Source organism: Nonomuraea sp. NPDC050556 (assembly GCF_044457355.1).
In the GTDB taxonomy this organism is placed as follows: Bacteria; Actinomycetota; Actinomycetes; order Streptosporangiales; family Streptosporangiaceae; genus Nonomuraea.
Genome location: NZ_JBITGU010000004.1, coordinates 829965 through 854129, shown reverse-complemented (window position 1 = coordinate 854129; position 24165 = coordinate 829965). Strand labels below are relative to the sequence as shown.

17 protein-coding genes are annotated in these 24165 nt (G+C 70.7%); 9 read left to right on the top strand and 8 right to left on the bottom strand.

Annotated elements, in window-relative coordinates; all coding sequences use genetic code 11:
• Window positions 1–5 precede the first annotated feature (5 nt).
• The 3 genes from ACIBG8_RS40990 to ACIBG8_RS40980 are packed head-to-tail and all read right to left on the bottom strand — an operon-like array spanning window position 6 to window position 2925.
• Window positions 6–1493 carry a tripartite tricarboxylate transporter permease gene (locus ACIBG8_RS40990; protein WP_397348614.1) on the bottom strand — a complete coding sequence of 496 codons (1488 nt, stop codon included), beginning with the start codon at window positions 1491–1493 and terminating at the stop codon, window positions 6–8.
• Window positions 1490–1960, bottom strand: coding sequence for a tripartite tricarboxylate transporter TctB family protein (locus ACIBG8_RS40985; RefSeq protein WP_397348613.1), 471 nt, complete (start codon window positions 1958–1960; stop codon window positions 1490–1492). Before ACIBG8_RS40985 ends, ACIBG8_RS40990 begins: the two co-directional genes overlap by 4 nt.
• Complete coding sequence (locus ACIBG8_RS40980) at window positions 1960–2925, bottom strand: Bug family tripartite tricarboxylate transporter substrate binding protein (RefSeq protein WP_397348612.1); 966 nt, start codon at window positions 2923–2925, stop codon at window positions 1960–1962. Before ACIBG8_RS40980 ends, ACIBG8_RS40985 begins: the two co-directional genes overlap by 1 nt.
• A 123-nt stretch (window positions 2926–3048) precedes the next feature.
• On the opposite strand from ACIBG8_RS40980, the gene ACIBG8_RS40975 reads away from it, so the two are divergent.
• From ACIBG8_RS40975 to ACIBG8_RS40965, 3 genes are read left to right on the top strand one after another with little or no spacing between them, the layout of a single operon-like run.
• Window positions 3049–4584, top strand: a complete 1536-nt coding sequence (locus tag ACIBG8_RS40975; RefSeq protein WP_397348611.1) for an ATP-binding protein — start codon at window positions 3049–3051, stop codon at window positions 4582–4584.
• On the top strand, window positions 4581–5237 hold the full coding sequence (locus ACIBG8_RS40970) for a response regulator (protein WP_397348610.1): 657 nt from the start codon (window positions 4581–4583) through the stop codon (window positions 5235–5237). Before ACIBG8_RS40975 ends, ACIBG8_RS40970 begins: the two co-directional genes overlap by 4 nt.
• Before the next feature lie 57 nt (window positions 5238–5294).
• Window positions 5295–7271: a VanW family protein gene (locus ACIBG8_RS40965; RefSeq protein ID WP_397348609.1), complete on the top strand. Its 1977-nt coding sequence runs from the start codon at window positions 5295–5297 to the stop codon at window positions 7269–7271.
• On the opposite strand, the gene ACIBG8_RS40960 is transcribed toward ACIBG8_RS40965, so the two are convergent.
• Window positions 7261–8268 (bottom strand): PQQ-dependent sugar dehydrogenase, encoded by a 1008-nt coding sequence (locus tag ACIBG8_RS40960; RefSeq protein WP_397348608.1) that lies wholly within the window; start codon window positions 8266–8268, stop codon window positions 7261–7263. The two genes, ACIBG8_RS40965 and ACIBG8_RS40960, sit on opposite strands and share 11 nt — an antisense overlap.
• Before the next feature lie 29 nt (window positions 8269–8297).
• Here ACIBG8_RS40960 and ACIBG8_RS40955 point away from each other — a divergent pair, with 29 nt between their 5' ends.
• The 5 genes from ACIBG8_RS40955 to ilvC all read left to right on the top strand — a co-directional run bounded on the left by ACIBG8_RS40955 (window position 8298) and on the right by ilvC (window position 15557).
• A complete protein-coding gene (locus tag ACIBG8_RS40955) occupies window positions 8298–9206 on the top strand; it encodes a 2-hydroxyacid dehydrogenase (RefSeq protein WP_397348607.1) in 909 nt (302 codons plus the stop codon).
• Between the two features lie 249 nt (window positions 9207–9455).
• A complete protein-coding gene (locus tag ACIBG8_RS40950) occupies window positions 9456–12110 on the top strand; it encodes a putative bifunctional diguanylate cyclase/phosphodiesterase (protein ID WP_397348606.1) in 2655 nt (884 codons plus the stop codon).
• Between the two features lie 195 nt (window positions 12111–12305).
• Window positions 12306–14033 carry an acetolactate synthase large subunit gene (locus tag ACIBG8_RS40945; RefSeq protein WP_397348605.1) on the top strand — a complete coding sequence of 576 codons (1728 nt, stop codon included), beginning with the start codon at window positions 12306–12308 and terminating at the stop codon, window positions 14031–14033.
• Window positions 14026–14550 carry an acetolactate synthase small subunit gene (ilvN, locus tag ACIBG8_RS40940; protein WP_397348604.1) on the top strand — a complete coding sequence of 175 codons (525 nt, stop codon included), beginning with the start codon at window positions 14026–14028 and terminating at the stop codon, window positions 14548–14550. The genes ACIBG8_RS40945 and ilvN overlap by 8 nt, the downstream gene beginning before the upstream one ends.
• 23 nt (window positions 14551–14573) lie before the next feature.
• Window positions 14574–15557 carry a ketol-acid reductoisomerase gene (ilvC, locus tag ACIBG8_RS40935; RefSeq protein ID WP_397348876.1) on the top strand — a complete coding sequence of 328 codons (984 nt, stop codon included), beginning with the start codon at window positions 14574–14576 and terminating at the stop codon, window positions 15555–15557.
• A 141-nt stretch (window positions 15558–15698) separates the two neighbouring features.
• Here ilvC and ACIBG8_RS40930 read toward each other — a convergent pair whose 3' ends face one another.
• Window positions 15699–17036 carry an MFS transporter gene (locus ACIBG8_RS40930; RefSeq protein WP_397348603.1) on the bottom strand — a complete coding sequence of 446 codons (1338 nt, stop codon included), beginning with the start codon at window positions 17034–17036 and terminating at the stop codon, window positions 15699–15701.
• Between the two features lie 32 nt (window positions 17037–17068).
• Window positions 17069–17905: an NAD(P)-binding domain-containing protein gene (locus ACIBG8_RS40925; protein WP_397348602.1), complete on the bottom strand. Its 837-nt coding sequence runs from the start codon at window positions 17903–17905 to the stop codon at window positions 17069–17071.
• Between the two features lie 94 nt (window positions 17906–17999).
• On the opposite strand from ACIBG8_RS40925, the gene ACIBG8_RS40920 reads away from it, so the two are divergent.
• The gene (locus tag ACIBG8_RS40920; RefSeq protein ID WP_397348601.1) at window positions 18000–21233 is read left to right on the top strand and encodes a BTAD domain-containing putative transcriptional regulator; all 3234 of its coding nucleotides are present in this window, start codon (window positions 18000–18002) and stop codon (window positions 21231–21233) included.
• A 735-nt stretch (window positions 21234–21968) separates the two neighbouring features.
• Here ACIBG8_RS40920 and ACIBG8_RS40915 read toward each other — a convergent pair.
• Both ACIBG8_RS40915 and ACIBG8_RS40910 read right to left on the bottom strand, forming a co-directional pair.
• Window positions 21969–22766 (bottom strand): CAP domain-containing protein, encoded by a 798-nt coding sequence (locus tag ACIBG8_RS40915; RefSeq protein ID WP_397348600.1) that lies wholly within the window; start codon window positions 22764–22766, stop codon window positions 21969–21971.
• Between the two features lie 759 nt (window positions 22767–23525).
• Window positions 23526–24161 carry a family 16 glycosylhydrolase gene (locus ACIBG8_RS40910; protein ID WP_397348599.1) on the bottom strand — a complete coding sequence of 212 codons (636 nt, stop codon included), beginning with the start codon at window positions 24159–24161 and terminating at the stop codon, window positions 23526–23528.
• Window positions 24162–24165: the final 4 nt, after the last annotated feature.

Below are 24165 nucleotides of genomic sequence, written 5' to 3'. Positions count from 1 at the left end.
GAGACTCAGGTGTGATCCCTTCGTGTCCAGAGCTTCCTGAACACCGGCATGAGCAGGGCCAGCGCGGCCACCACGAGCAGGACCGCCGCCACCGGGCTCCTGACCAGGACGGTCACGTCGCCCGCGCCCAGCGCCAGGGCCCTGCGGAGCTGGACCTCGGCCATCGGGCCCAGGATGAGACCGATCACCGCCGGCGCCACCGGCAGGCCGAAGCGGCGCATCGCGTAGCCGAGCACCCCGAGCAGGAACAGCACCACGAGGTCCACCACGGACCCGTGCAGCGAGTACACGCCCAGGGCGGCGAACACCACGATCCCCGCGTACAGGTAGGCCCGGGGGATGTGGAGGATGCGCGCCCACAGCGGGGCCAGCGGCAGGTTCAGCACCAGCAGCATCGTGTTCCCGATGAACAGCGACGCGATCATGCCCCACACCAGCGCCGGATTGTGGTCGAAGAGCTGGGGTCCCGGCTGCAGGCCGTACTGCTGGAAGGCGGCCAGGAGGATCGCGGCGGTCGCCGAGGTGGGCAGGCCGAGCGTCAGCAGCGGCACCAGCGTCCCGGCGGCCGACGCGTTGTTGGCCGCCTCGGGCCCGGCGACGCCCTCGATGGCGCCCTTGCCGAACTCCTCGCTCCTGGCGAGCTTCTTCTCCACGGCGTACGACAGGAACGTGGGGATCTCGGCGCCGCCGCCGGGCAGCGCGCCGAACGGGAAGCCGAGCGCGGTGCCGCGCAGCCAGGGTTTCCACGACCGCGCCCAGTCGTTCCTGCCCATCCAGGCGCGGCCGACCGGGACCACCTCGGGGGCGGTGTGCCGCAGCCGGGAGGCGACGTAGAGCGCCTCGCCGAGGGCGAACAGCCCCACGGCGACGATCACCACGCCGATGCCGCTCTGCAGCTGCGGGATGCCCAGCGTGAGCCTGGCCTGACCGGTCTGCTGGTCGATGCCGACCAGCCCGATCGCGAGACCGAGCACGAGCGAGGCCAGGCCGCGCACGATCGAGCGGGACAGTACGGACGACACGGCGGTGAACGCCAGGATCGCCAGCGCGAAGTAGTCCTCGGGCCCGAACGCGATGGCGAAGCTGACGATCGCCGGGGCGGCGAGCACCAGCGCGCCGGTGGCCAGCGTGCCGGCGACGAACGAGCCGATCGCCGCCGTGGCCAGCGCCTGGGCCGCCCTGCCGCGCCTGGCCATCTTGTTGCCCTCGAGCGCGGTGATCATCGAGGAGGACTCGCCCGGCGTGTTGAGCAGGATCGACGTGGTCGACCCGCCGTACATGCCGCCGTAGTAGATCCCGGCGAACATGATGAAGGCGCTCGCCGGTTCCACCGAGAACGTGATCGGCAGCAGCAGCGCGACCGTCATGGCCGGGCCGATGCCGGGCAGGACGCCGACGAGGGTGCCGAGCGTGACGCCGATCAGGGCGTACATGAGGTTGACCGGGGTCAGCGCCGAGGCGAAGCCGTCCATGAGGAGCTGGAAGGAGCTCATCCGAGCAGCCCTCCCGGCAGCGTGACGCCGAGCCCCTTGACGAACGCCAGGTAGGTGCCCACCCCCACGACGATCCCGATGACCGCCGCCCTGATCGTGGAGGAGGCCCCGAAGGCCCAGGCGATGCCGAAGAACAGCAGGCTTGAGGCGATGATCCAGCCCAGGAAGTCGACCACCCCGACGAAGGCGAGGAAGATCCCGGCGACCTTGAGCACGCTGCGCCAGTCGGTGGCGGCGGCGACGTCGATGTCCTCGCTCTCCTCAGGGTCGCCGTGCCCGCCGCGCAGCACGTCGACCACGTAGAGGGCGCCGACGACGACGGCGGCGCCGCCCACCAGCATGGGGAAGAAGCGGGGTCCCACCCCGAGGGCGGAGGTGGCGGCCGTCACGCCGAGCGTGCCGACGATGACGAACACCCCCACCGCCAGGACGACCAGGGCGAGCCCCAGTTCGGAACGCGAGGACATCAGGAGACGAGCCCCATCTCGGAGATGATCCCCTTGACCCGGGTCTGCTCGGCGTTGAGGTAGTCGGCGAACTCCTGGCCGGACTTGAAGGAGTCGATCCAGCCGTTCTTGGCCAGCGCGTCCTTCCAGGCCTGCGAGTCGTGCATCCTGGTCACGGTGTCGGTCAGGGCCTTCTTGTCTGCGTCGCTGAGCCCGGGGGGAGCGACGAAGCCGCGCCAGTTGGCGATCTCGACGTCGAGGCCGCCCTCCTTGACGGTCGGCGCGTCGACGTTGGGCAGCTTGGCGGGCGAGGTGACGCCGAGGGCGCGCAGCTTGCCGGACTTCACGTGCTCGGCGAACTCGCCGACGCCGGAGATGCCGATCGAGGCCTTGTTGCCGAGCAGGAGCTGCAGCGCGTCGCCGCCGCCCGAGCCGGGCACGTAGTTGATCGCCTTGGGGTCGACGCCCGCAGCCTTGGCCATGAGCCCGGCGGTGATGTGGTCGGTGCCGCCCGCTGAACCGCCCGCGATGGAGACCTTGGCCGGGTCGGCCTTCCAGGCGGCCACGAGGTCGGCGAGGCTCTTGAACGGCGAGGCCGCCGGAACCACGACGATCTCGTACTCCTCGGTCAGCTTGGCGATCGGCGTCGTCTGCGCCAGCGTGACCTTCGACTTGTTCTGCTCGATCGCGCCGACCATGACCAGGCCCATGGTCATGAGCAGGTTGCCGTTGCCCTTCTCGCCGGCGAGCTGGGCCAGGCCGATGGTGCCGCCCGCCCCCTCGACGTTGAACACCTCGACCTTGCGCTTGGCGTCGACGGAGGTGAAGGCCTGCGCCGCCGTACGCGAGGTCGTGTCCCAGCCGCCACCGGGCGCGGCTGGGGCCATGATCCGCAACGACGAGGCCGCGGTCGTGCCGCCGCCGCCCCCGCAGGCGGACAGGGCCGCTGTGACGGCGAGGGCCACGGCGATGGTCCGGATACGCATGGGTACTCCAATGAACGCACAGTGATGTGCACTGGATCGTGAGGCCCGCTCGCCCGCCAGTCGAGGCTTAATGTGATTGGCGTCATAAAGGTCGTAATGGTCGTGTGACCTCGTGCTGCTTCCATGCGAATGGTGAGACTCGGCACCCAGCTCTTCGTGTTGCAGATGGTGATCGTGCTGCTCGCCGTCGGTGGCACGGCGGGGGTGTGGCTGCAGCACACGCGCAAGCAGCTCGACTTCCGCTACCAGCAGCGCGCCCTGGCGATCGCCCAGTCGGTGGCCGGGATGCCGCAGGTGCGCGCCGCCTTCGACGACGAGCACCCCGAGACGGTCCTGCAGCCGCTCGCCCTCGGGGTCCAGCACGCCACGGGCGCCGACTACGTGGTGATCGCCAACCGCGACCAGACGAGGTACGCCCACCCGAACGCCGCGCTCATCGGCAAGCGCCTGTCCACCGACGGCAGCACGGTCCTGGAGACGGGCAGGACGTGGGTCGGCACCGAGACGGGCACGATCGGCACCACGGTCAGGGGCAAGGCGCCCATACGAGACGAGTTCGGCGCGATCATCGGCCTGGCCTCCGTCGGCGTGCTCGAAGAGACGGTCACCGGGCAGCTCGGCCTGGCCCTGCCGCCCCTGGTGTGGACGGCGTCGGCCGTCCTGTTCGCCGGGTGCGCACTGGCCGCGCTGATCACCGCCAGGGTGCGCAGGCAGACGTTCGGCCTGGAGCCGCGCGAGATCGCCGAGCTCCTGGAGCAGCGCGAGGGCGTGCTGCACGGCGTCAAGGAGGGCGTGCTCGCCCTCGACCTGACCGGGCGTGTCACCCTGATCAACGACGCCGCCAGGGAGCTGCTGGGCGAGGTGGGCGAGCACCTGGACGACATGCCCGTCTCCGACCGCCTGCGCGACGTGCTCGGCGGCGCCGACCCGGGCGAGGACCGGGTGGTGCTGCACCGCGACCGGGTGCTGGTGCTCAACCGCACCCCGGTCGCCGTGCGCGGCCAGCACCGCGGCTGGGTCATCACGCTCAGGGACAGGACCGAGCTCGTACGGCTGGCCCGCGAGCTCGACGACGCCAGCAGCACCACGGGCGCGCTCCGCGCCCAGGCGCACGAGTTCGCCAACCGCATGCACACGGTGGTCGGCCTGCTGGAGCTGGGCGAGCACGACGCCGCCATCGGCTTCATCACCAGGACGACCCGCGGCACCTACGCGACGGGCATCAGGGAGCGCGTCGCCGACCCCACCCTGGCGGCGCTGCTGCTGGCCAAGTCGGCCGAGGCGGCCGAGCACGGCGCCGAGCTGGTGCTGGCCGACGACACCCACGTCACCTCGCTGAAGGATCCGGAGGACGCCGTGCTCGTCGTGGGCAACCTGGTGGCCAACGCGATCGACGCCCTCGACGGCGCGCCGGGGACGATCGAGGTGTCGGTGCGCAGCGAGGCGGACGGGCTGCGGGTCAGGGTGGGCGACTCGGGGCCGGGCATCACGCCCGAGCTGGCCGAGGAGGTCTTCAGGGAGGGCTTCACCACCAAGGCGGCGCAGTCCGGCCCGCGCGGGCTCGGCCTGGCGCTCACACGGCAGGCGTGCCTGCGCAGGGGCGGCTGGGTGCGCGTGCACAACTCCAGCGGCGCGGTCTTCACGGCGCTGCTGCCATGATCCGCGTCCTGGTCGTCGACGACGACTTCATGGTGGCCCGCATCCACGCCGGATATGTCGCCCGGATCCCTGGATTTCAGGTGGTCGCCACGGCCCACAACGGCGCCGACGCGGTGAAGGCGGTAGCCGAACACCGCCCCGACCTGGTCCTGCTCGACATCTACCTGCCCGACATGTCCGGCCTCGACGTCCTCAAGTCCCTCAACCACGTCGACGTGCTCATGATCAGCGCCGCCCGCGACGTGCCCACGGTCAGGGAGGCCATGCGGGCGGGCGCGGTCAACTACCTGATCAAACCGTTCACCGCGGCTGCCCTGGCGGAACGGCTCGCGCAGTACGCCGACACCCGCAGGCAGCTCACCTCGATGGGCGCGCAGGTGCGCCAGGACGACGTGGACCGCCTGTTCGGCGTGGCCAAGCACCAGACCGCGCTGCCCAAGGGCCTGTCGGCGGCCACGTGCGCCCTGGTCGCCGAAGCGCTCAAGAACGCCGAATCGGACCTGTCCGCGGTCGAGGCGGCCGAGGCGACGGGCCTGTCCCGGGTAAGCGCCCGCCGCTACCTGGAACACCTGTGTGCGGACGGAAAGGCAGAACTCCGCCCAAGGTATGGCACAGCCGGACGACCGGAACATCGCTATCGGTGGATCGGATGAAGGTCGTGCCTTACTGTTGCCTGAGGGAGAGGCTGTGGAGCGCGAGGAGATTGAGGCGTGAAGAACGCCGGACCGATCGATTCACCGACGGACCCGTTCGCCTCGGTGCCGCTTCCCATGTCGAAGAAGGGCAAGCGGCCGAGGATCGCAGGTCTGCCCGCAGGCGTGTCTCCCGACATCTTCGGCCCTCCCGAGCAGCCCGTCGCCTCCCTGCAGCCCCCCGTCGCGCTCCCGCCCGTCGCACCGCCGCCGCAGCCGTGGCCGATGGCGGAGGACCAGGGCCACGACCCGCCCGCCCCGCCCGCGCCCGTCTTCGGCATCGTGCACCCGCCGGAGATCGTGCTCGACCGCGAGCCTGAACGGCGCGGCCGCGCGCTGCCCAGATTAGGCCTCGTCCTGCTCGCGCTCGCCGTCCTCGCCTACGTCGTCCCGGCCATCTTCATGTCGGGCTCCGTCCTGCGCGGCACCAGGGTCGGCGAGGTCGACATCGGCGGCCTGACCGTCACCCAGGCGGCCGAGAAGGTGCGCGCCGAGATCTCCACCAAGATCGAGCAACCGCTGGTCGTCGACGTCGGCGGCAACAAGGAGACCATCCGGCCGGACGAGGTGGGGCTCGACCTCGACGTCGTGGCCACCATCGACCAGGCGCCCAGCGGCTTCCCCACCCCGATGGAGGTGTGGCGCGGGCTCACCGGCACCACCCAGCTCACCCCCAAGCTCACCGTCGACTCCGCGCAGCTCGACGCGACCGTCGAGGCCCTCGCGGAGGAGGTCGACAAGGCGCCTCGCGAGGGAAGCGTCTACTTCAAGGGGCTGGAGCCCGTGGCCGTGGCGCCGCGCGACGGCGTGCAGCTCGACCGCGCCGCGGCCGCCACGGCGATCGCCGACGCGTTCCTGCACTCGACGGGCGCGATCACGCTGCCGCTGCAGCAGGTCAAGGCCAAGACCCAGCCCGCCGTCGTCAACCAGGTGGCCGCACAGGCGGGCAAGGCGCTGTCCGCTCCCATCGTGCTCACCATGGGGACCAGGCAGGCACAGCTCCCCGTCGCCACGATCGCGGCCAACCTCTCCTTCGTCGCCGACGACAAGGGCTGGCTGCACCCCGAGTTCGACGCCAGGAAGGCGCTGGCCGGGATCGAGGGCTCGCTGATCGACGCGGCCCAGGCCCCGCGCGACGCCACCCTCGACGTCGTCGGCGGCAAGCCCGTCGTCGTGCCGGCGGCGCGCGGCAGGGGAGTGGACGACAGGAAGCTCGCCCGCGACGTGGAGGAGCTGGTGACCTCGGGCGGCAGCCGCACGATCCCGGTCGGGCTCGCCGTGGTGAAGCCGGAGATCACCGAGAGGGACCTCACCCAGCTCGGCGTCAAGGAGCAGGTCGGCTCGTTCACCACCAGCTTCGACTGCTGCCTGCCCAGGGTGACCAACATCAGGGTGATGGCCGAGCGCTTCGACGGATACCTGGTCAAGCCTGGGGAGACGTTCTCGGTCAACGAGGTGGTCGGCAGGCCGACCAGGGAGGCGGGCTACGTCGAGGCCGCCCAGGTCGTCGCCGGGCGGATCGTCGACCGCGTCGGCGGCGGCACCGGGCAGTTCGCCACCACGATGTACAACGCCGCCTACTTCGGCGGGTTCGAGGACATCGACCACACGACGCAGGACTACCACATGGTCCGCTACCCGGACGGGCGCGACGCCGGGCTGCTCTACCCGAGCATCGACCTCAAGTGGCGCAACGACTCCCCGTACGGCGTGCTGATCAAGACCGCCTCCACCTCGACGTCCGTGACCGTCACCCTGTGGAGCACCAAGCGGTACGACAAGGTCGAGGCGCTCTCCACCGGGCGCAAGAACATCGTCCCGTTCGAGCGGCAGACCGTCACCGGCCCGGGATGCGCGCCCACCACCGGCCAGCCCGGCTTCACCATCGACGTGACCAGGGCGTTCTACAAGGACGGCAAGGAGGTCAAGCGGGACGAGAAGCTGACCGCCACCTACAAGCCGCAGATGCAGAGAAGCTGCTCGGTCAAGGAGTGACGCGGAGGATCCGGTCGTCGCCGTCGCGCGGCGAACCTCTGCCGTCCTTGTTGCTGGTGCCCACCCAGAGGGAACCGTCCGGCGCTGTCGCGATCGCGCGCAGCCTGCCGTACACGCCGTCGTAGTGCCCGACGGGCTCGCCGCCGCCGAGCGGCACCTGCCACAGGCGCTGTCCGCGCAGCGCGGCCACCCAGAGCGAGCCGTTCGCGAAGGCCAGCCCCGAGGGGGAGGCCTCGCTGGTGTCCCAGGTGACCAGCGGGTCGATGTACTTCGGATCGTGCCCGACGCCCTCGACCTCGGGCCAGCCGTAGTTGCCTCCCGCCTTGATCTGGTTGACCTCGTCGTAGGTGTTCTGGCCGAACTCCGTGGCGTACATCGTGCCCTTGCCGTCCCAGGCCAGGCCCTGCACGTTGCGGTGGCCGTAGCTGTAGACCAGGGTGCCGAACGGGTTGCCCGGGGCCGGCTGGCCGTCCGTGGTCATGCGCAGGATCTTGCCGCCGAGCGACGCCTTGTCCTGGGCGAGGCCGCGCTGGCCCGTCTCGCCGGTCGAGGCGTACAGGAAGCCGTCGGGGCCGAACGCCAGGCGGCCGCCGTTGTGGATGCCGCCCTTCGGTATGCCCTGGACCAGCACCTTCGCCTCGGTGAGCCGGTCGCCGGCCAGCCGGTACCTGACGACCCTGTTGTCGCTCCCTGCGGTGAAGTAGAGGAAGACGAGGTCGCCCTTGACGGCCACGCCCATCAGCCCGCCCTCGCCGTCGGGGCGGACGCCGTCCACCTCGCCGAGCTCGGTGACCTTGCCGTCCTTGGCCACGCGCAGGAGCCTGGTGGTGTCGCGCTCGGTCACCAGGGCGTCGCCCGCGCCGGTGAAGGCGATGCCCCACGGCACTGCCAGCCCTGTCGCGAGGTCGGCGCTCCTCTCCGCCGTCTGAGGGGCCGCCGCAGAGCACGCGGCCATGGCCAGGAGTGGGATGATCCATAGCAACCTCATACGTCCCATACAAGCACCACGCCCGTAAGGTTCTGCGCATGAAGATCTGGGTGCCTTCACAGGCCGTCGCCGATGTGTTGTCCGACCTGCCGAGGGTGGAATGCGCCGTTTTCGACGGCACCGGTCCGGTGCCCGAGGGGATCGGCGAGGTCGAGGTGTGGATCCCGCCGCTGCTCACCGTGGCGGACGTGCCAGGCACGCTGGCGGCGATGACCTCCCTGCGCCTGGTGCAGACCGTCACGGCGGGAGTGGAACCGTACCGGCCGCACATGCCAGCGCAGGCGGTGCTCTGCAACGCGCGCGGCGTGCACGACGCGGGAACGGCCGAGTGGGCGGTCGGCGCGATGGTCGCGGTGCTGCGCGACTTCCCGGCCTTCGTGGACGCGCAGCGGCGCGGGGAGTGGACCTACCGCCACACCGGCGTCCTGGCCGACTCCACGGTGCTGATCGTCGGCTACGGCTCCATCGGCGCGGCGCTGGAGCGCAGGCTCGAGGGGTTCGAGGTGGACGTGGTCAGGGTGGCCAGGAGCGCGCGCGACGGCGTGCACGCCATGGAGGAGCTGCCGGGCCTGCTGCCGTCCGCCGACGTCGTGGTGCTCCTGGTGCCCGCGACCCCGGCGACGGCCGGGATGGTGGACGCGGGGTTCATGGCGCGGATGAAGGACGGCGCGCTGCTCGTCAACGCGGCGCGCGGCCCGGTCGTGGACACCGACGCGCTCGTCGCCGAGCTGAAGACGGGCAGGCTGCGCGCCGCGCTCGACGTGACCGACCCCGAGCCGCTGCCCGCCGACCACCCGCTGTGGAGCGCCCCGGGCGTCTTCATCACCCCGCACGTCGCGGGGAGCACGCCCGCCTCCATGCGGCGCACGCTCAAGCTGATGCGCTCGCAGCTTTTGCGTTACCTCGCAGGCGAGCCGCTCAAGAACGTCATCTCCGACGCCTATTAAGAGAATCCGGAACGTGGCTGGCCCGTGACCTTCGGTGCGTACGGTTGTCGACTACCGAGGGTTCCGCGACCGCAACGCATGACTCGCAGTCAAGGAGTTTCTCGGAGAATTCGGTCTGTGTGGTTATCAGATCGGTGACGACATCGGCGTTGTCACCACCCCCGCACCCGGGACCGCACACACTGGCGATGTGACCAGTCGTCGATGGGCCGGTCACGTGACGCAGAGTCGACGGGATGGGCAACGACATTGATCCGCTGGCGTGATCCACGAGCGCCGCTGGCAGCCGCTGCGGCGGTGGGCGTGGCAGGCCTCGCCGCCGCGCTCGCGGCCGGGGGCCGCTCCCTGGTCATCGGGACGATCGCGGGCGTCATCACCGCGCTGGTCGCCGCCTTCTCGCTGCTGATGGCCTCACGCGCCATGACCGCGCACCGCCCGGGGGCCGTCGGCGCCCGGTGGCTGGCCGGTGGCGCGCTGGTGTGGGCCACCGGGGCCGGGCTGCGCCCGCTCGCGGAGAGTTCGGGCTTCGTGGTCAACTTCGTCGACCTGCTGGTGCTCGTCGGCGTCGTGGTGCTCGCGGCCGGCGCGCTCATGACCGCCAGGCGGCAGCTCACGGCGCGCGCCGTGCTGCGCAGGCTGGTCGACGCCTACCTGTGCACGGCCGCGCTGTTCATCATCGGCTGGGTGGTCGTGCTCCGCGACGTCTACGCCGACGTGGCCGAGTCGCCCGTCTTCACCTTCACGCTGCTGCCGCCGATGATCTGCCTGCTGGTCACCTGCGCGGTGGCCCCCGCCGTGATCATGGGCAGGTCGACGTCCTGGCCGATCGGCCTGGCCGGGGTCGGCGCCCTGGTCGCCACGACCGTCGGCGAGCTGGCCTCCGCCGTGTCCAGGCTCGGCGGCGGCGAGCCGCCCGCCTGGAGCATGGCGCTGGCGCCCGTCGCCCTCCTGCTGCTGGCCGCCGTCCCCTGGAGCGGGCGCACCGGCCGGGTGGTCGAGGCGGACGCCGAGGACTCCAGGCCGGACGCGGGCGGCGGCGTCGCCAACCTGCTCGCCCTGCTGCCGCTGGCCCTGGTGGGCGCGGCGACGATAGTGCTGCTCGCGCACGTGGCGGGCGGCCGCGACCGCTCGCCGGTCTCCGGCGTCGTCGTGGTCGCGGCGTCCGTGGTGCTGATCCTCATCGTTCGGCTGTTCGCGCTGCTCACCGCCAACGCGCGGATGCGCCACCTGGTCGCCCTCGGCGACAAGCAGCTCAGGGAGCTGGCGGAGAGCACCGGCGACGTGGTGCTGATCTGCGACTACGAGGGCCTGGTGCACGAGATCGGCCAGGGCGTCGAAGAGGTGTACGGCTACCGCCAGTCCGACGTCGTCGGCGCCTCGATCTTCGACTACATCCACCCTGAGGACGTCCCGGGCATCCAGGCCGCGCTGAGCGCGCTGGTCGCCGACGAGGACGGCGTCGAGCCCGGCGCCTGCCTCGTCGCCTGCCGCGTCCGCGCCTCCGACGGCACCTGGCGGCCCACGGAGTCGGTCGCCACCCGCCACGTGGGCGGCGAGGAGCTGCTGCTGGTCACCACGCGCGACGTGAGCGACCAGGAGGCGCTGCGCAACCAGGTGGTGCACCTGACCTTCCACGACGGCGTCACCGGGCTGCCCAACCGCGCCTACTTCGAGGAGCGCACCCGGGAGGTCATGGAGGGCCGAGTGTCCGGCCGTACCGCGGTGATCTTCCTCGACCTCGACGGTTTCACCTCGGTCAACGACTCGGTGGGCCACGCCAGCGGCGACTACCTCCTGGGCCAGGCCGCGCGACGCCTGCGCGGAGCCGTACGGTCGGACGACACGCTGGCCCGCTGGGGCGGCGACGAGTTCGCCGTGCTCGTCGAGACCGAGGCGCAGTCGGCCGTCGACCTGGCAGAGCGACTGGTGCGGGCGGTCTCGCAGGAGCCGTTCCGCGTCGCCGACCGCGACATCGCGCTGACCGCCAGCGTCGGGGTGGCCTTCGCCGAGGAGGGCGTGCCCTCCGCCGACCTGCTGCGCAACGCCGACGTGGCCATGGCCAGGGCCAAGGAGCTGGGCGGGCGCCGGGTCGAGGTGTTCGCCGCCCACATGCACGCCGACGTGGTGCGCAGGCTGGAGCTGGCAGCCGACCTGCAGCGCGCGCTGATGGAGAACCAGTTCGCGATCGAGTACCAACCGGTGGTCGACCTGGCCACCTCGCGGGTGACCGCGGTCGAGGCGCTGGTGCGCTGGTGGCGCGGCTCGGTGTTCGTGCCGCCCGACCAGTTCCTCGGGCCGGCCGAGGACACCGGGCTGATCGTGCCGCTGAGCGAGTGGATCCTGCGCGAGGCGTGCCGCGAGGTCGCCGCGTGGCGCGCCTCCTCGTGGGACATCGGGCTGTCGCTCAACCTGTCGGCCAGGCAGATCACCGCGCCCAGGTTCGTCGAGACCGTCTCCCAGGCGCTGGAGGAGAGCGGGCTGCCCGCCTCGGCGCTGACGTTAGAGGTCATCGAGGAGATGCTGGTCGAGGACGCCGAGGAGACGATCAGCCGCCTGTCGGAGCTGCGTGCCCTCGGCGTACGGCTGGCCATCGACGACTTCGGCACCGGCTACGCCTCGCTCGCGTTCCTCAGGCAGCTCCCGGTCGACATGATCAAGATCGATCCGTCGTTCGTGTCGGGGCTCGGCCGCGACGAGACGCTGACGCTGCTCACCAGGACGATCGTGCGCCTCGGGCATGATCTGGGTCTCATCGTGGTCGCCGAGGGCATCGAGCGGCCTGAGCAGCTCGAGCTGCTCAGGGAGATGGGATGCACGCGTGGGCAGGGGTTCCTGGTCGCCAGACCGATGGCGGCGCGGGGCGTCGACTCACTGATGCGCACCAGTCTCCAGTCCGCCATGTGAGACATGCGTCCCACCAAGTTGACACTGGACCGGGAAAAGCGGCTATGGTGAGGCCATGCTTCGCAGTGAGATTCTCGTAGTACTTCGCCGGCGCGCAGGCCGATAGCGAAGCACTACGACCTGCGCGCCGCCCCGGTCCCGCACTCTGCGGGAGAGGGGCATTTTTTATGTCCTCTCGTATCAAGGAACGAGCCGATGACCGAACGCATGACAGGTGCACAGTCCCTCGTCAGGGCGCTGGAGCAGGTCGGGGTCGACACCGTGTTCGGGATCCCCGGCGGAGCGATCCTGCCCGCCTACGATCCCCTCTACGACTCCGCCAAGGTCAGGCACGTGCTTGTACGGCACGAGCAGGGCGCCGGCCACGCCGCCGAGGGCTATGCCCAGGCCACGGGCCGGGTCGGGGTGTGCATGGCCACGAGCGGTCCCGGCGCGACGAACCTGGTGACCCCCATCGCCGACGCCTACATGGACTCGGTGCCGATCGTGGCCATCACCGGCCAGGTGGCCAGTGCGGCCATCGGCACGGACGCTTTCCAGGAAGCTGATATTTCCGGCATCACCATGCCGATCACCAAGCACAACTTCCTGGTGACCAACGCCGACGACATCCCGCGGACGATCCTCGAGGCCTTCCACATCGCCTCGACCGGGCGTCCAGGGCCGGTCCTGGTCGACATCTCCAAGGACGCGCTGCAGGCCGACACCACCTTCAGCTGGCCGCCGACCATGCAGCTGCCCGGCTACCGCCCGGTGACCAGGCCGCACTCCAAGCAGATCCGCGAGGCGGCCAAGCTGATCCTGGAGGCCAAGCGCCCCGTGCTCTACGTCGGCGGCGGGGTCCACAAGGCCCGCGCCTCCGCCGAGCTGCTCGAACTGGCTGAACTGACCGGCATCCCGGTCGTCACCACGCTGATGGCGCGGGGCACCTTCCCCGACAGCCACCCGCAGCACATGGGCATGCCCGGCATGCACGGCAGCGTCTCGGCCGTCGGCGCGCTGCAGAAGTCCGACCTGCTCATCGGCCTGGGGGTGCGGTTCGACGACCGCGTCACCGGCCAGCTGTCCACGTTCGCGCCGAACGCCAAGATCGTCCACGCGGACATCGACCCGGCCGAGATCTCCAAGAACCGCCACGCGGACGTCCCCATCGTGGGCGACTGCAAGGAGGTCATCAGGGAGCTCATCGCCGCGATCGACGCCAAGGGCGACTACGCCGAGTGGTGGAACCTGCTCAACGGCATCAAGGAGACCTACCCCCTCGGCTTCGAGGAGTTCGAGGACGGCACGCTGGCCCCGCAGTACGTCATGCAGCGGCTCAGCGCCATCGTCGGGCCCGACGCCTACTACGTGGCCGGGGTCGGACAGCACCAGATGTGGGCGGCCCAGTTCGTCGACTACGAGAACCCGGGCACGTTCATCAACTCCGGCGGGCTCGGCACCATGGGCTTCGCCGTTCCCGCCGCCATGGGCGCCAAGATGGGCAGGCCGGAGAGCACGGTCTGGGCCATCGACGGCGACGGCTGCTTCCAGATGACCAACCAGGAGCTGGCGACCTGCGCCATCGAGGGCGTGCCCATCAAGATCGCGGTTATCAACAACGGTAACCTCGGCATGGTCAGGCAGTGGCAGACGCTGTTCTACGACAAGCGCTACTCCAACACCGACCTGAAGACCGCGACCCGGATTCCCGACTTCGTCAAGCTCGCGGAAGCCTATGGTTGTGCGGGTCTGCGGTGCGAGCGCGCGGAAGACGTGGACGCCGTCATCAAGGAGGCCATGGAGATCAACGACCGCCCCGTGGTCGTCGACTTCGTGGTCCACGCCGACGCCATGGTCTGGCCGATGGTCGCGGCGGGCACCAGCAACGACGACATCAAGATCGCCCGGGACATGGCGCCGAAGTGGAGTGACGATGAGTAAGCACACCTTGTCGGTGCTTGTCGAGAACAAGCCGGGTGTCCTGGCCAGGGTGTCCGCGCTGTTCAGCAGGCGGGGGTTCAACATCGACGCCCTCGCCGTCGGGCCGACGGAGCACGACGACATCTCCCGGATGACCATCGTCGTCAACGTCGACTCGCTGCCTCTGGAGCAGGTCACCAAGCAGCTCAACAAGCTCATCAACGTACTCAAGATCGTCGAGCTCGACCCGACGCAGTCGGTGCAGCGCGAGCTGATGCTGATCAAGGTCAAGGCCGACGCCGACAGCCGCTCCCACGTCCTCGAACTCGTCTCGCTGTTCAGGGCGCGCTGCGTCGACGTCGCGTCGGACGCGGTGACCATCGAGGTCACCGGCACGCCGGACAAGCTCGAAGCCTTCGTGAAGGTCCTAGAGCCGTTCGGCATCAAAGAGCTTGTCCAATCGGGCATGGTGGCCATCGGCCGCGGCGCCCGCTCCATCACCGACCGGTCCCTCAGGGCACTGGACCGTACCGCCTGAAAGGTTTTCCTCAAGTGACTGAGATCTTCTACGACGACCAGGCTGACCTGTCGATCATCCAGGGTCGCCACGTGGCCGTGCTTGGCTACGGCAGCCAGGGCCACGCCCACGCCCTGTCGCTGCGCGACTCCGGCGTCGACGTGCGCGTCGGCCTGCCCGAGGGGTCGAAGAGCCGTGAGAAGGCCGAGAACGACGGCCTGCGGGTGCTCACCCCGTCCGAGGCCGTCGAGGAGGCCGACCTCACGATGATCCTGGCGCCGGACCACATCCAGCGCCACCTCTACGCGGACCACGTCAAGCCCAACCTGGTCGAGGGCGACGCGCTCTTCTTCGGCCACGGGCTGAACATCCGCTACGGGCTCATCGAGGCGCCCGAGGGCGTCGACGTCGCCATGGTCGCGCCCAAGGGGCCCGGCCACCTGGTCCGCCGTCAGTACCAGGCCGGGCGCGGCGTGCCGTGTCTGGTCGCGGTCGAGAAGGACGCCTCTGGCAAGGCGTTCGACCTGGCTCTCTCGTACGCCAAGGGCATCGGCGGCACGCGCGCCGGTGCGCTCAAGACGACGTTCACCGAGGAGACCGAGACGGACCTGTTCGGTGAGCAGGCCGTTCTGTGCGGTGGGGTGTCGGAGCTGATCAAGGCGGGGTTCGAGACGCTGATCGAGGCTGGGTACCAGCCGGAGGTCGCCTACTTCGAGTGCCTGCACGAGATGAAGCTGATCGTCGACCTCATGTACGAGGGCGGGATCTCGAAGATGTACTGGTCGGTGTCGGACACCGCTGAGTACGGCGGCTACACCCGCGGGCCGCGCGTCGTGAACCCGGAGGCGAAGGCGGAGATGAAGCGCATCCTCGGGGAGATCCAGGACGGCACCTTCGCCCGGCAGCTGGTCGAGGAGTTCGACGGCGGGCAGAAGGAGTTCAGCAAGTACCGCGAAGAGCTGGCTGAGCACCCGATCGAGAAGACGGGCGCCACGCTGCGGCCGATGATGAGCTGGCTGAAGAACTGATTCTTCGGTTCACGGGGCGGGCGTCGCATCTTTGCGGCGCCCGCCGTCGTTCGTGCGCCTGCCTCTCCTTCACCACGCGTGCTCCCTCGGGCTAGGGGCGGGCCTTTCTTTGGGGGTACGGCAGGCCGGGGCTGGGCGCCTTTACGCGCGCCTGGTGTCTGCGGGCTGCGTCTCCGGGGTGATGCGGTAGGTGAGCAGGGCGATGGCCAGGGCCGCGCCGGTGAGTACGGCCAGCGTCACGCCCAGGCCACCGGCGAAGAAGATCATGCCTGCCACCGTCACGCCCGCCACCCCACCGGCCTCCTGCACCGTCCCCAGGACGCCCGCCGCGTCGCCCGACCCGTGGGCCATGACCATCGACAGCAGCGGCGACATCGTCAGCCCCATGCCCGCACCCGCCAGGAACAGGCCGGGGATGAGCTGCGTCGGCTCCGCCGTAAGGCTGATCAGGAGGAACCCGCCCGCCAGGGCGATCGCCCCGGCGATGGGGGTTTCCGTCTTCGCACGACGAGCCAGGAGCGAGGCGGTGAAGAACCCCGCGTTCAGAGCCGTGAAGATCGCGCCAGAGTGCAGCGGGGTGAGGCCCATGGCGTCCTGCAGGTGGAGCGCCAGCACGAACGACAGCGCCGACGAGCTGCCGAACAGCAGCGCCACCGCCACCAGCCCAGGCACGAAGCCACGCCGTTCGAACACCCGCATGTCCAGGAGCGGCTCGCCGCCGACCCGCCGCAACAGGCGCTGGCGGCTGACGAACGCCCCCATCAGCCCCGCCCCCGCCACCAGGCTCAGCCACGACCACAGCGGCCAGCCCTGCTCCCTGCCCTGGGTGAGCGGCAGCACCACGGCCACCAGCGCGGTCGCGATCAGCAGCGCGCTGGGAGCGTCCACGCGGCCCTTGGTTGTCCTGCCATCGGCGGGGAGGAGCCGGGCACCCAGGAGGAGGCCCGCAGCGCCGAGGGGGAGGTTGATGAGGAAGCAGGCGCGCCACCCCGAGCCCGCGAGGTCGGCGGCCATCAGGAGACCGCCGACCACCTGCCCGGCGATGCCCGCCAGGCCGACGGCCGTGCCGTACCAGCTGAAGGCCTTGACCCGGTCCGTTCCCTGGTAGAGCGCGCCGAGCAGGGTGAGCACCTGCGGCGCCATGAGCGCCGCGGCCGCGCCCTGCACGATGCGGGCGGCGATCAGGAGTGACGGTGAGGGGGCGGCGCCGCACGCGGCCGAGGCCAGGGTGAACAGGGCGAGTCCGGCCAGGAAGATCCGGCGCGGGCCGTGTACGTCGCCGAGGCGGCCCGCGATGATCACACCGGCCGCGTAGGCCAGGCCGTACCCGGCGATGACGAGCTGGGTCTCGCCCTCGCTCGCCCCCAGGTCCAGCCGGATGGCGGGAAGGGCGACATTGGCGATGAAGAAGTCGAGAGTGGTGACAAAAGCGGCGGTGAGCAGCACGGGGAGCGCCCACCACCGTGAGGTGTGCGACATTTCCTGATTCCTTGGGGGTGGGCGCTCGGGGCTTAGATCGTGTCGATCGCGGCGGACAGGTCGTCCGCGCCGCGGCCCTGGGCGACGAGGCGTTCGAAGGCGCGGAGCATGGGGGCGAGGAGGTCGGTCTCCGTCCCCTGCTCCTTGCTCGCGAGCAGGATGTTGGCGAGGGAGGCCCTGTTGACCTCGGCGTTCGCGTCCTGGGAGGTGAAGTCGCCGGTCTCGATGGAGGTGGCGAGGCCGGGCAGCAGGCCGATCATCGCGGTGACCCAAGGGACGAGCAGCTCCTGGGTGAAGGCGGTGGCGCCCTTCGGGCCGACCATGGCGACCGCCTGGAAGAAGCCGCCGAACATGCCGTACATGCCGCCCAGCAGGGCAAGGTCGTGCAAGGCGGCCAGACCGGGGTCCTCACCGACGTACCTGACCGCCGCGAGGTGCTCAAGAGTGGCCCGGTGCCCGTCCAGCACCTTCTCGGGGCCGCTGTAGAGGATCAGGGCGCCGGGGTTGCCGATCATCGGCGGCACGGCCATGATCCCGCCGTCCAGATATTCGGCGCCGTTCTTGCCGACCTGCTCCGCCGTACGGCGAGCCTCGACTGGCCTGCCGTTCGTGAGGTTCAGGATCGTCCGTCCCTGTACGGCTTCGCCCGCCTCGGCCAGCAACGCGTCGACGGCGGCGTAGTCGAGGACGCAGAAGATCACCAAAGGGCTGGCCATTACGGCCTCGGTGGCGGTGGCCGCCTCCGTGGCGTTCTTGGGGGCTTTGCCCGCCGTACGGTTCCACACGGTCACCTGGAGGCCCGCGCCGAGCAGGGTCCTCGCCAGCTGGCTGCCCATCGAGCCGAGTCCGATCACGCTTACGTCTGTCATGGCGTTCACCCCCCCGAGGGGGAGTTATGGGGGAGTTTGGGCAGAGTTATGACCGCGGCGAAATCTTGTCGGTGGCCTCGACTAGCTTGTCCGTATGCGATTCGGTGTGCTCGGTCCCCTGGTCCTCTGGGCGGCGGACGGAAGGCAGGTCACGGTCCCCGAGGCGAAGGTGCGTGCGCTGCTGGCCGCGCTGGTCGTGCAGGAGGGGCGTCCGGCCACCGCCGACCGCCTGATCGACGACGTGTGGGGCGAGCGGCCGCCGGGCAAGCCGGAGGCGGCGCTCCGGGTGAAGGTCTCCCAGCTCCGCAGGGCGCTGGCCGACGCCGAGCCTGGTGGCAGAGACCTGCTGGCGTTCCAGGCGCCCGCCTACCGGCTCGCGGGCTCCTCCGACGCCGACCGCTTCGCCGAGCTGCTTGCCGCGGCCAGGCAGAGCACCGACCTGGCGACCAGGGCGGGGCTGCTGTCCGACGCGCTGGCGCTGTGGCGCGGGCCTGCGCTGGCCGAGTTCGCCGACTTCGACTTCGCCAGGCCGGTGATCGCGCGGCTGGAGGAGCAGCGCCTCGTCGCGCTCGAAGAGCACGCCGAGGTCCGCCTTGAGCTGGGCGAGCACGGCGCGCTCGCGGCCGAGCTGGCCGACGTCGTGACCGAGCACCCCTTGCGCGAACGGCTGCGCGCCGTCCACCTGCGCGCCCTCTACCGGGCCGGGCGGCAGAGCGAGGCCCTCGACAGCTATGCCGAGCTGCGCGACAGGCTGCGCGACGAGCTCGGCCTCGATCCGGGCCCCGAGCTGGTCGCCCTGCACGGCGCGATCCTTGCTCAGGACCCGGCGCTGGCCCCGGAGGAGCGGTCGCGCGGCAACCTGCCTGGCCCGGTCTCCGAGCTCATCGGCAGGGACGGCGCGCTGGCCGAGGTCACCGCGCTGCTCGGCGACCACCGGCTGGTCACGCTCACCGGGCCGGGCGGCGTCGGCAAGACGCGGCTGGCGCTCGAAGCGGGCGCGGCCGTCGCCGCCGACCATCCCGACGGGGTCTGGCTGGTCGAGCTGGCCGCGATCGACCAGCCGTCCGTCATGGCCGTCTACGACGCGATGACCAGCGCGCTCGGCGTGCGCGACGACGTCACGCACCACCCCGGGGAGGGCTGCCGCCTCATGGACGCCGTGGGCGACCGGCGGCTGCTGCTGATCCTCGACAACTGCGAGCACCTCATGGATCCGGTGGGGACTCTGGTCCAGGAGCTGTTGAAGTCATCGCCGCACGTGACCATCCTGGCCACCAGCCGCGAGCCGCTCAACATGACGGGCGAGGTGCTGCGGCCGGTGCCGCCGCTCGACCTGCCCGGCTCAGCGGCCCTTCACGGCGTCGCAGGTTCCTCTGTGGACGTCGCGTCCTCCAGCGCTGTGCAGCTCTTCGCGGCCCGTGCTCGGGCGGCCGCGCCCAGCTTCGTGGTCGACGAGGGCAACGCCGCCGACGTGGCGGCGATCTGCGTCCGGCTGGACGGGATTCCGCTGGCGCTGGAGCTGGCGGCGGCGCGGATACGGGTGCTCAGCCCAGCCCAGCTGCTCGACCGGCTCGACGACAGGTTCCGGTTGCTGGGGGCAGGGCGGCGGGACGCGCCGGTGCGGCAGCAGACGTTGCGCGCCATGATCGACTGGAGCTGGGAGCTGCTGTCGGACGCGGAGCGGGTGGTGTTGCGCCGGATGTCGGTGCACTGCGACGGGTGCACGCTGGAGACGGCTGAGGCGTTGTGCTCCGGGCACGACGTGGAGCCCTATGACGTGCTCGACGCCCTGGCCCGCCTGGTGGACCGCTCCCTCGTGGTCACCGTGGCGAGCCGTACCGGGGGCTTCGTTCCCGCTCCCCAGAGTGTCGCCCTTCCGCCGAGCGGGTTGCGTTACCGGCTGCTCGAGTCCGTGGCCGCCTACAGCGCCGAGCGGCTGGAGGAGGCGGGTGAGGCCGATCTGATGCGGCGGCGCCACCTCGCCCACTACGTCGCGTTCGCCGAGGAGGCCGAGACCCACCTGCGCGGTCACGGCCAGCGCGCCTGGCTGTCGGCGCTCGACGCCGAGAGCGCCAACCTGCGCTCCGCCCTCGACACCGCCGTGCACTACCTCGCGGCGGAGGAGGCGTTGCGCCTGGTCAACGCCCTGGCCTGGTACTGGACGCTGCGTGGCCGCTTCGACGAGGGGCGGCGCGCGCTCGACCTCGCCCTGTCCATCCCCGGCGCCGCGCCGACCGCCGCCAGGGCTGAGGCGATGGTGTGGCACGCCGGGCTGACGATCAAGCTCAGGGGCTGCCCGCAGCAGGGCGTCAAGGGCATGGAGGCGTTGCGCCTACTCAGGGAGTCCGGCGAGCGGGGGCGGGTGGCGCGCATGGAGTGGTTCCTCGGCTTCGCGCAGTGGGGCCAGGGCGAGCTCGGCGCGACCGGGGCGCTGCTGGCGGACGCGCTGGCCACCTTCGAGGACATCGGCGATCGATGGGGCACCGCGGCCGCGCTCAGCATGCGCGCCTCCCACGCCATGGTCAGGGGCGACTTCGCGGCCGTGAAACGCGACAGCGAACGCGGCGCCGCGCTCTTCCAGGAGCTCGGCGACCGTGCCGGGCTGTTCCAGACGACCAGCCAGCTGGCGGCGCTCGCCGAGATCTCCGCCGACTACCGGCGCGCGGACGACCTGCACACGCAGGCGTTGCAGGTCGCGGAGGAGCTCGAACTGTGGCCCGAGGTGTCGCGCGGGTTGTCCGGGCTGGGCCGTATCGCGTTGCTGACCGGCGACTGGGCGCGCGCCGACGAGCTGCACGAGCGGGCTCGGGAGCTGGCCGTCCAGCAGGGTGACCTTTACGCGGAGCACTTCGCCGACATCGGCCTCGCCCTGTCGGCCAGGCGGCAGGGGCGGCTGGACGAGGCGGAGACGCGGCTGCGGTCGTGGATGGAGTGGCTCCTGAAGATCGACGGGGAGATGGGGACGGCGCTGGTGATGGCCGAGCTGGGCTTCATCGCCGAGCTGCGGGGTGACGCGGCGGCGGCGCTGGCGTTGCACCTGGAGGGGTACGAGCTGGCGGGCTCGACCGGCGACCCCAGAGCTATCGCGTTGGCGTTGGAGGGGTTGGCGGGGGCGGAGTCACTGGCCGGCGAACCCACCCGCGCTGCCCGGCTGCTGGGGGCGGCGGCGGCTTGCAGGGACTCGGTGGGCATGCCCTTGCCACCGGCGGAACGCACGGACGTCAACCGCATCACCACCCGCACGGTGGCGGCGCTGGGGGAGGCCGCCTTCCAGACCGCCTTCGAAGACGGCGCCCACTCCACCCCACCCTTGGCCACCCACTCGTAACACCCTCCCGGGCAGGCCGTACAGGAAAGCTCTCGTGAGCTTCCTGCACGGCTCTTCCTGTACGGCAGGCCGCCGTACCGCCCACCGGCCGACCGTGGCCGCCCTGATCTTCCAGGGAACACTCCTCACCTACACAGCTACGCCCTCCGCAACGTCGCCTGTGATACCCCACTCACACTCGCCCACTCGCTACCCAGGGGCGACGAGCCCGCCTGCTACGCCCCACGCGCTCACTCAGGGGTGCTCGCCACTCACTGCAAGCCCGTCCACTACGCCAGCGCTCGTATGCCACAGCCCATCTCCCAAGGGGTTCGCGGGAAGGTGGGCGGGCCCGTCGGCGGCGCGTGCGGGGGCTGCGGACGGGCCCGCCCAGGGGAGCGCCGGGTGGGCGGTGGGGACCGGCGCGGCACGAGGGCCGCGCGGGGAGGGCCCGGCGCTCCCAGGCCCAGTGACCAGTCCACGGAGGGTGTATGGCCGGTCTCATGGGCGTTTCTGGGGTGGATGAGGGGTGTCGGGGAGGGTGGTCCCTTCGGTGGATGGATGGAGGTCGGTGGCTGGAGAGCAGAGGTCTGGGTCTGATGGATGGCGGGTCGGCTGCTAACCCACCATCTGCCAGCCTCCGGAGGGTCAGAGGCTGGGAGACCATTCGCCAACCTCCGGAGGGCCCGAGGCCGGGGGACCATCCACCAGCCTCTGGCCTACGTGGGTGGCCCTCACGACCCTCGCGTTCGCGGGTCAGTGGGCGGCGAAGACCTGGGTCCAGTGGGGGCCCTTGGGGTCGTGGCCGACGCCGATGTGGGTGAAGGCGCAGTTCATGATGTTGGCGCGGTGTCCAGGGCTGTTGAGCCACCCCTGCACCACCGACTCGGCCGTCCTCTGGCCCATCGCGATGTTCTCGCCCCACGTCCGCACCGGGGAGAAGCCCGCCGCCTTGATGCGGTCGCCGGGGTTGCGGCCGTCCTGGGAGGTGTGGCTGAAGTAGCCCTTCGCGGCCATGTCCGCCGAGTGTCCCTCGGCGGCGGCGCGTAGCTGCGGGTCGTGGGTGAGCGCCTTGCAGCCGTTCGCCGTCCTGGCCTCGTTGGTGAGCTTGACGACCTCGTCCTCCACCGCTGTGCCACCGCCACCCGGGGTCGTGGGCGTCGGGGTCGGCGTGGGTGCCGAGGTGCTGGTCGTTGGCGTGGGGGTCGGGGTGGGGGTGGTGCCGCAGGCCAGCCGTACCGCCTTGGACCGCTTGACCGCCCCCTGGTAGTCGAGCGCCACCACGTAGTAGACGCGGCCGTCGTTGGTGCAGGGGACGCCGACGACGATCCGGCCGTTGGTCACGAGCCTGGAGCCGCTCTTCAGCGTGCGGTCGGGGCCGCTGACCGCCTGCTTGATCCTTACGCGCAGTCTTGTGGATTCGTCGCAGCCGCTTCTGGCGCCCGCGCCGCGGATCATGCCCTTGGCGTCGATGTAGGGGGCGGCGGCGACGACGCGGCACGCTCGTTGCTGTGCGGCGGTCTCCGCGTGAGCGGTGGCGACGGGAGTGCTCAATGCCGCCAGACTCCCTAGGCAGGCGAGTGCCTGGAGCTGTCTGCGCACGATGTCCTCCGAAAGGGGGTTAGACGCTGCTTCGAACCCGCATTCTGGTGTGCGCAGATGGGACATGTCTCTAGAAATCTCCCGATATCTGGAGCTCCATGTGTCCCATTCGTAACAATCAACCCACCGACCTCGGTAAACGCATCCCACCCCTCAAGCGTCCAACTTCCTCACCTCTCCCACACGACCGCCTTCGTCGGGGCATGCCTCCTCTCGGTGGGTAGCCGTTCTCGGGTGGAAGGGCGCTGTCGCGGGTGGCCCCCTCCCGCGAGACTTGCGGCCTCTTCTGAGGAGGTTGGCCGTGTAGTGGGCGGGCGCCCGCTCGGGGGGATCTCGCGAGTGGGCGAGTGGGCGGGCGCCCATTCGGGGTGGGTTGCGCGCGTGGGTGAGTGGTGCAGCCGCTGTTGGCGGTGGGTCTCTTCTTGGGAGGTCGGCCGCGGGGTGGGCGAGTGCCCGCTTGTGGTGGGCCGCTTGCGCGCAGAGAGCGGGCGGGCGCCCGCTCGGGGTGGATCTCGCGAGTGGGCGGGCGCCCGCTCGGGTGGGTTGCGCGCGTGGGTGGGCGCAGTCGCCGTTGGTGGCTGGCCCCTCTCGACGGGGTTGGCCACCTCTGCGGGAGGGTGGGCGTCCTCTCGGGTGGGTGCGTGTATGGGGCGGTCTTGTGGGCGCCTCCTTCTTCGGGGGCGCGGGCGGTGGGGGTGGTGGGGGTTGGCGTTATGGTTGGGGCTTTGTTTGGACGGTTACGTGGTCGATGAGCATGGGCTGGCCGGGGAGTGTTGCGTCGGTTGGGCCTCCGCCGAAGGCGGTGGGGAAGCCGCCGCCGATCGCTACGTTGAGGATCAGGAAGAAAGCGCCTGGCAGGCTGCGGTTCAGGGAGAAATACGGCTTGTTGTCCAGGAACCATGTGGTCCTGGCTTCGGTCATCTCTACGGCGTAGGTGTGGAAGGTGCCGTGGCAGTTGGGGCAGGGGTGTTCGCCTGAGCTGAGGCCCTGTGGTTCCTGGCAGGGGCCGCCGGGTGTCACGCCGCAGTGCATGGCGGCCAGCACCGATGGTCTGCCGTTCACTGCTTCCAGGATGTCGATCTCGCCTACGGCTGGCCAGCCGGTGTAACCGTCGCGGAGCTTGCTGCCGAGCATCCAGAAGGCGGGCCAGTAGCCGGCGCCGGTTCGGGGGTTCACGGCGGGCAGGGCTATGCGGGCCTCTACGCGGAGCGTTCCTCCCGGTGGGATGGTGAAGTCGGCGCGGCGGGTTTCGATTCTTCCTGACGTCCACTGGCCGTTGCGTAATTGTGGGGTGATGGCCAGGTGGCCGCGGCCGTCCAGGGCCACGTTGTCCAAGGCGTCGGTCATTGTC

Excerpts from the sequence above, each read along its gene's own strand:
- ACIBG8_RS40990 (WP_397348614.1), bottom strand. The coding sequence starts at position 1,493 with ATGAGCTCCTTCCAGCTCCTCATGGACGGCTTCGCCTCGGCGCTGACC.
- ACIBG8_RS40985 (WP_397348613.1), bottom strand. The coding sequence starts at position 1,960 with ATGTCCTCGCGTTCCGAACTGGGGCTCGCCCTGGTCGTCCTGGCGGTG.
- ACIBG8_RS40980 (WP_397348612.1), bottom strand. The coding sequence starts at position 2,925 with ATGCGTATCCGGACCATCGCCGTGGCCCTCGCCGTCACAGCGGCCCTG.
- ACIBG8_RS40975 (WP_397348611.1), top strand. The coding sequence starts at position 3,049 with ATGCGAATGGTGAGACTCGGCACCCAGCTCTTCGTGTTGCAGATGGTG.
- ACIBG8_RS40970 (WP_397348610.1), top strand. The coding sequence starts at position 4,581 with ATGATCCGCGTCCTGGTCGTCGACGACGACTTCATGGTGGCCCGCATC.
- ACIBG8_RS40960 (WP_397348608.1), bottom strand. The coding sequence starts at position 8,268 with ATGGGACGTATGAGGTTGCTATGGATCATCCCACTCCTGGCCATGGCC.
- ACIBG8_RS40955 (WP_397348607.1), top strand. The coding sequence starts at position 8,298 with ATGAAGATCTGGGTGCCTTCACAGGCCGTCGCCGATGTGTTGTCCGAC.
- ACIBG8_RS40945 (WP_397348605.1), top strand. The coding sequence starts at position 12,306 with ATGACCGAACGCATGACAGGTGCACAGTCCCTCGTCAGGGCGCTGGAG.
- ilvN (WP_397348604.1), top strand. The coding sequence starts at position 14,026 with ATGAGTAAGCACACCTTGTCGGTGCTTGTCGAGAACAAGCCGGGTGTC.
- ACIBG8_RS40930 (WP_397348603.1), bottom strand. The coding sequence starts at position 17,036 with ATGTCGCACACCTCACGGTGGTGGGCGCTCCCCGTGCTGCTCACCGCC.
- ACIBG8_RS40925 (WP_397348602.1), bottom strand. The coding sequence starts at position 17,905 with ATGACAGACGTAAGCGTGATCGGACTCGGCTCGATGGGCAGCCAGCTG.
- ACIBG8_RS40920 (WP_397348601.1), top strand. The coding sequence starts at position 18,000 with ATGCGATTCGGTGTGCTCGGTCCCCTGGTCCTCTGGGCGGCGGACGGA.
- ACIBG8_RS40910 (WP_397348599.1), bottom strand. The coding sequence starts at position 24,161 with ATGACCGACGCCTTGGACAACGTGGCCCTGGACGGCCGCGGCCACCTG.